The organism is Paracoccus bogoriensis (assembly GCF_019431455.1).
Classification (GTDB): domain Bacteria; phylum Pseudomonadota; class Alphaproteobacteria; order Rhodobacterales; family Rhodobacteraceae; genus Paracoccus; species Paracoccus bogoriensis.
Genome location: NZ_JAHYSR010000007.1, coordinates 109,364 through 115,431, shown reverse-complemented (window position 1 = coordinate 115,431; position 6,068 = coordinate 109,364). Strand labels below are relative to the sequence as shown.

The following is a 6,068-nucleotide window of genomic DNA, read 5'->3' as shown; positions in this document are numbered from 1 at the left end:
GGTGGCTGTCTTCATGGTGTTGCTCTCCGTTTGGATTGGACACCCCGAGCCTGCGGCTCAGCGAGAGCAACGCCACCTCTCATCCCACGAAGTTCAACATCGGGCGGGACATTCCCGCACAGCACCCAACATGGCACATTGCGATGCCGGAAGCGGGAGCCATCCACGCCATCAATGGCAGTCATGCCCTCACTTTATGACGCCCCCGGTCGCGGACGAGAGCATCCGCTGAGGTTTCTTGGCGGATGGCGCGGCCTGTTCCTGCAATGCGGCGCTTACCGGTCCTGCAATGCGCTGACCGGGATCACGCGCGACGCCGGCCCGTGGCCGCTGGTCTGTTGCCGGACCCATGCCGGACCCATGTCCGCCGCCGCTTCGTCAAGCGCTTCGAGAACGAGGGCTCGCCCATCGCCGAAGAGATGCTGCGCCAGAGGGCTTTGCTGTATCGAAGCGGGAAGACCGTGCGCGGCCAGGCGCCCGCGTCCGTCTCGCCGCCCGGCGCGGACATGCCGCCCCGATCATCGCCGCACTCAAGCTCTGGCTGGAGACCCGGCTCTCGCGCATCCCGCAGAAATCCCGGCTTGCGGAGGATATCCGCTACACCCTTGGCCACTGGCCCGGCCTGATCGTTCGGCGCAGCCTCACCCTCGGCGACGGCACGCTGGAGCGCGACACCAACCCGGTCGGGAACCGAATCCGCCCGATCGCCCTGACGCGAAAGAACGCCCTCTTCGCGGGCAACGAGACCGGCGCCGAGAACTGGGCCATGCTCGCCTCGCTCGTCTCCACCTGCAAGATGGCCGGCGATCTCGCCGACACCCTCCGCGCCATCCTCGGCGGGCACTCCAGATCCCGCATCGCGGACCTCATGCCCTGGCGATACGCACAGCCGTCAAGCCTCGCCGCATAGGGCCACACCATCGCGCTTACGGTCCATCTGACTCGCCCCCTTCAGAACCACAGGCCGTAGCGGTGGAATCTTGGGCGCGATGGTGTCGGAAAGCCGTCAGGCGGTGAATGGCAGAAGATCGACGGCGACGGATATCTCTTCTGCGGCGCAAGCGCGCGCAGGCGTGCAACCCGGTCTTCGGTCGGAGGGTGGGTCCGCAGGAGCGAGGGCTCTGGGATCCTGCGCCCGGGGAGGAAGATCTCTTCCCAGAAGCGCCCGGAAAGCCGTTCGAGCTTTGTCAGCGCCGAGGCGAGCGCCTCCGGGTCGCCCGTCAGAAGGGCCGCGCCGAGATCGGCGTCATATTCGCGCCGACGCGACAGCGAAAGCTGAAGAAGCGCCATGATCGTGGGCGAAAAGACCAGAAGCAGAAGCGCACCCCAGGGGAAGGTTGCTGCCCCCGCGGCCAGGAGCGGCAGGTTGAGGATCAGCAGGAACTGTCCCAGCCAGCTGGCCACCGAGACCGCGCGCGACATGGCGTCGGCCAGCCCCATCAGCCACAGGTCGCGGTGGGCGATATGGGCCACCTCGTGTGCCAGAACCGCGGCCAGTTCGCGCGGGGTCAGAAGCCGCAGAAGTGCGTCCGAAACGCAGACCGCGCTTTCCTCGGGCCGGCCCATGGCGAAGGCATTGGGCACCTGGCTGGGGACATACCACAGTTCCGGCGGACGGGGCAGGCCGGCGCGGCGAGCGAGTTCGTGCAGCACCGCCACCCCCTCGGGCCAGTCGCGGGGCCCCAGCGGCCGGGCGCGGTAGCCGCGCAGCAGAAGCTCGCGCGAGAGCGACGGGGCCAGGGCCAGCCCCGCAAGCGACAGCGCCACGATCAGCAGGGTCGTTTCCGGCCCGGCGAAGGTGCTCAGCACGACCCAGGCAATCGCCGCCATGCCGCCCAGGATCAGCAGCGTCTGGGCCAGGTTCAGCAGGCGATGCGACAGGCTGGGCCGGATCATGCAGCCCCTTTCAGAAACTGCCGAAGGCCGAGCCGAGCCCGATCAGCACGACCAAAGCCACCAGCGGCCCCGCCACCGCGACCACGGCAATGTCGGGGTAGGATTCGCGGTGCGTCCGGCCGCAGATCGCCAGCAGACTGATGACCGCGCCGTTATGCGGCAGCGTGTCGAGCCCGCCGGTGGCCACGGCGGTGATCCGGTGCAGAAGCTCGGGCGCGATCCCCGCCGCCGCGGCCATCTGCAGATAAGTGTCGCCAAGCGCAGTGAGCGCGATGCTCATGCCGCCCGAAGCCGAGCCTGTCATGCCGGCCAGAAGGCTTGTCGAGACCGCAAGCGAGATCAGCGGGTTGTCGCCGCCAAGGCCGGTCGCCGCGGCGCTGACGGCGGCGAAGCCGGGAAGGGCTGCCACGACCGATCCGAATCCCACCAGGCAGGCGGTGTTGAAGATCGGCTTCATCGCGCTGTCCGCCCCCTCGCCCAGGGCCGATTTGACCTGTTCCTTCAGCCGCGTCCAGTTCAGGATCAGGATCGTCGCGCAGGCCAGCGTCAGGGCCGCGATCAGCGACCAGATGCCCCGCACCGTGTCCAGATCGGCCGCCCCGAAGCGCGGATCGGCCAGCCAGCCGGTATCGAGACGCGGCAGGATGGCAAAGGTGAAGGCGAGATTGACCGCCAGCACCACCAGAAGCGGGAGGAGCGCGACAGGCGCGGAGGGTCCGCCGGCGGATGTCGCGGCAGCGGGGGCGCCGTCCGTATCAAGCAGTTCGGTTCCAAGGCGCTGCGCCCGCCATTCCAGCCAGCGCCAGCCGATCAGGAACATCACGGCGCTGGCGATCAGCCCCAGCCCCGGTGCGGCGAAGGGTGTCGTGCCGAAGAAGCGCATCGGGATCGCGTTCTGGATCGAGGGCGTGCCCGGCATGGCGGTCATGGTGAAGGTGAAGGCGCCCAGCGCAATGGCGGCGGGGATCAGGCGCGGGCTGATCCGGGCCTCGGCAAAGACCGCGGCAGCGAGCGGAAAGACGGCGAAGGCCACGACGAACAGCGACACGCCGCCATAGGTCATCAGCGCGCAGCACAGCACCACTGCCAGGATCGCCTGCCGCGCGCCCAGAAGGCGGATCGTGCCATGGGCCAGCACCGCGGCGCTGCCGCTGGCTTCCATCAGCTTGCCGAAGACAGCGCCCAGCAGGAAGATGGGCAGATAGAGCACGATGAAATCGCCCGTCGCCCGCATGAAAACCTGGGTGTAGAAGGCCAGAACCGGCCCATCTTGCGACAGGATCACCGCAAGCACGGCCAGAAGCGGCGTGGCGATCAGCAGGTTCCAGCCGCGATAGGCCAGAAACACCAGAAGCCCCAGCGCAACAATGATCGGCAGGATCGCGGTCATGCTCATTCCTCCAGCGGTTTCATCGTCGCCGAGCGCGGCACGTCGCGGAACAGATCATCCAGATCCAGCGTCGAACGCTGGCCGAGCGCGTCGAAGTTGCGGTCAAGCCACTCGTCGGCCCAACGCTCGCCGCGCTCGAACAACAGCTTCAGATAGGCCCATTCCGGGTTGAGCTTGCTCGAGGCCGACAGATCCTGCACGTCGGCCTCGGTGTGGATCAGGTGCAGATAGGTGGTCTCGGCCATCCCGCACTCGCGCCCCTCGGCACGGTTCAGCCGCTGGGTCAGCGCGATTGCGCGCAGATCCTTGATGAGCGAGGTGTTGAAGCTGATCTCGTTGATCCGGTTGATGATTTCGCGCGCCCGGCGGGGCGATTCGCGGCGCAGGATCGGATTGATCTGCACGATGACGATGTCGGCCGTGCGCGCGCTTTCCACCAGCGGCAGCAATTCGGGATTGCCGCTGTAGCCGCCGTCCCAGTAGAATTCGCCGTCGATTTCTACCGCCGGAAACAGCTGCGGCAGGCAGGCCGAGGCGAGCACCGCGTCAAGCGTGACCGCCTCGCCCGAAAAGACGCGCGAGCGCCCCGTCCGGACATTGGTTGCCGCAACATGCACCGCGATTTCGCGGCTGGCGCGGACATTGTCGAAATCCACCGTATCGGCAAGCAGTCGGCGCAGCGGGTTGAAACCCGCCGGGTTCAGGTCGTAGGGCGAGAAGAGGCGGGACGCGATGTCGAACCAGATATAGCCCGGCGAATGGTCGAGCGTGTAGCGCCCGAACCACTGATCGAAGGGGCTGCGCCGGATTGGCGAGAACCGGGCGGCATCGCTCACGGCCTTCCAGAAGCGCTCCAGTGCCGCCCGCGCCCCTTCGCGCCCGCCCCGAACATGGCCGTCAGCCAAAACGACGGCGTTCATCGCCCCGGCGCTGGTGCCGCTGATCTCGCAGATCTCGAGGCGCGGATCGGCGAGCAGCCGGTCGAGCACGCCCCAGGTCAGCGCGCCGTGCGAACCTCCGCCCTGCAGCGCCAGGTTGATCCGCCGTGGGGCGTTCGGTCGGGGTGTATTTTCCTGCATCATCGGCGCTCCATGATCTGGCCGGGCCTGTGCGCCGACGCCTGAGAAGGGTATCGCGGTAAAGAAGTGACCGGGGCGGCGCATGGACCCGCCCCGGACAGGTCATGTCAGATCGGCTCAGCCGGCCTTGACCTCGATATGCTTGACGCGGGCCTGGGCCTCGGGCGTCTGGGGCAGGCGCACGGTCAGCACGCCGTTCCTGAAGCTGGCCTCGGCCTTCGAGCCATCAGTGCCCGGCGGCAGCGGGATCGTGCGCCAGATCGCGCCATAGCTGCGTTCGGACAGATAGTAGCCCTTCTTCTCTTCCTGCCGCTCGATCTTCTTCTCGCCCTTCACGGTCAGAAGGTCGTCGGTGACCGTGACCTCGATATCCTCCATCGTCATGCCAGGCAGTTCGATCGAGATCTCGATGGCATTGTCGGTCTGCACCACGTCCGATTTCGCCTCGGAATGACCCCAGGGCCAGTCGAGTTCACCGAAGGACTTGCCGAAGCGGTTCCAGAACCCTTCGAAGACCTGGTTCATCTCGCGCTGCAGGGCGGTGATGGGGTTGTCCTGCGAATCCGGGCGGGCGGGCTCGTCCTTGCGGGCCCAGGGGATCAGATCCTTGATCTTCATGGCATCTTTCCTTTCACTGGGTCAGGCGGCCTTGACCTTGATGGCCTTGGGCTGGGTGGCCTCGCTGCGCGGCAGGCGCAGGGTCAGCACGCCATTCTTCATCTCGGCCTCGATGCGCCCGGCATCGAAATCCTCGGACAGGGTGAAGGCGCGTTCGTAATCGCCCGCCTCATATTCGGCATGGACAAGGCGCAGCTTGTCGGGGCTGGCGTCGTGCGACCGGGCGCGAATGGTCAGCACCCGCTTTTCCAGCGCCACGTCCACATCCTCGGCCGCCACGCCGGGCAGTTCCAGCATCAGCGTCACGCCGTCCTTCGTCTCGACGATATCGGCCAGCGGCCGCCAGAGCGGGCGGTTGCGGGTGGTTTCGGCCGCAGCTTCGGCCGGGGTCTGTTCGGGGGCCTTGGTGACTTCGGTGGTCATGGGTCTTTCCTCCTTTCTCAGGCGGCCTTGATCTCGATCCGGCGCGGCTTGTCCTCATCGGGGCGGCCCACGGCAATGCGCAGCACACCATCGGCAAAGCGCGCCTCGACCTTCTCGGGATCGACGCGGAAGGGCAGACGAATGGCACGGGTGAAGCGGCCAAAGGCACGCTCGCGGCGGTGCCAGGTGGCACCTTCGGGCAGGTCAGGCAGCTTGCGCTCGCCCGAAAGGGTCAGGACGTTGTCTTTCACCTGGATGTCGATATCGGCAGGCTCCAGCCCTGGCAGTTCCGCGGTGATCGCCGCGGCTTCGTCGTTCTGCCAGACATTCAGCGCGGGGAAGGCACGCGGAGCACCCAAGGCGCGGTCCAGATCCTGCGACAGCCGGCGCATCAGTGCAAAGGGATCGGCGGGGTAAAGAGCAGTCCGGTAGAGCATTGTCACCTCCTTCTGACAGGCCCTGCGGCGCACACAAAGGACGGGTCAGGGCATTTGGATGCCCCATGCTCTGAGATCGGACGTCACCCTGCGAGGCCCGTATCGGCACCTCCGGTGGCCTGCCGCCTTGGCCAGACCCGTCGTCTTGTGTGAACCCCGTTCGGGCGTTCGCCGCAAATAAGGGGAGCGGGCGCATTGATTTCAAGAGCCAGGACATCGGAAAAT

At 66.8% G+C, this 6,068-nt stretch carries 8 protein-coding genes; 2 read left to right on the top strand and 6 right to left on the bottom strand.

All coding sequences use genetic code 11. From position 1 onward, the window contains the following. The coding region (locus tag KY389_RS05350; protein ID WP_219829810.1) for a hypothetical protein at positions 1-200 on the top strand (200 nt) is incomplete at its 5' end. 149 nt (positions 201-349) lie between these two features. After that, on the top strand, positions 350-910 hold the full coding sequence (locus tag KY389_RS05345; RefSeq protein ID WP_219829809.1) for an IS66 family transposase: 561 nt from the start codon (positions 350-352) through the stop codon (positions 908-910). Positions 911-951: 41 nt separating this feature from the next. On the opposite strand, the gene KY389_RS05340 is transcribed toward KY389_RS05345, so the two are convergent. From KY389_RS05340 to KY389_RS05315, 6 genes are all read right to left on the bottom strand, one after another. Next, a complete protein-coding gene (locus tag KY389_RS05340; protein WP_246587967.1) occupies positions 952-1,896 on the bottom strand; it encodes a zinc metalloprotease HtpX in 945 nt (314 codons plus the stop codon). A gap of 10 nt (positions 1,897-1,906) precedes the next feature. After that, entirely contained in the window at positions 1,907-3,286 is a 1,380-nt protein-coding gene (locus tag KY389_RS05335) for a GntP family permease (protein ID WP_219829808.1), read from the bottom strand. 2 nt (positions 3,287-3,288) lie between these two features. After that, a complete protein-coding gene (locus tag KY389_RS05330) occupies positions 3,289-4,368 on the bottom strand; it encodes a patatin-like phospholipase family protein (RefSeq protein WP_246587966.1) in 1,080 nt (359 codons plus the stop codon). Positions 4,369-4,482: 114 nt separating this feature from the next. Further along, positions 4,483-4,983 carry an Hsp20/alpha crystallin family protein gene (locus KY389_RS05325; protein WP_219829807.1) on the bottom strand — a complete coding sequence of 167 codons (501 nt, stop codon included), beginning with the start codon at positions 4,981-4,983 and terminating at the stop codon, positions 4,483-4,485. A 21-nt stretch (positions 4,984-5,004) separates the two neighbouring features. Continuing rightward, on the bottom strand, positions 5,005-5,406 hold the full coding sequence (locus KY389_RS05320) for an Hsp20/alpha crystallin family protein (RefSeq protein WP_219829806.1): 402 nt from the start codon (positions 5,404-5,406) through the stop codon (positions 5,005-5,007). A gap of 17 nt (positions 5,407-5,423) precedes the next feature. Then, positions 5,424-5,843, bottom strand: coding sequence for an Hsp20/alpha crystallin family protein (locus tag KY389_RS05315; protein WP_219829805.1), 420 nt, complete (start codon positions 5,841-5,843; stop codon positions 5,424-5,426). Between the last annotated feature and the right edge of the window lie 225 nt (positions 5,844-6,068).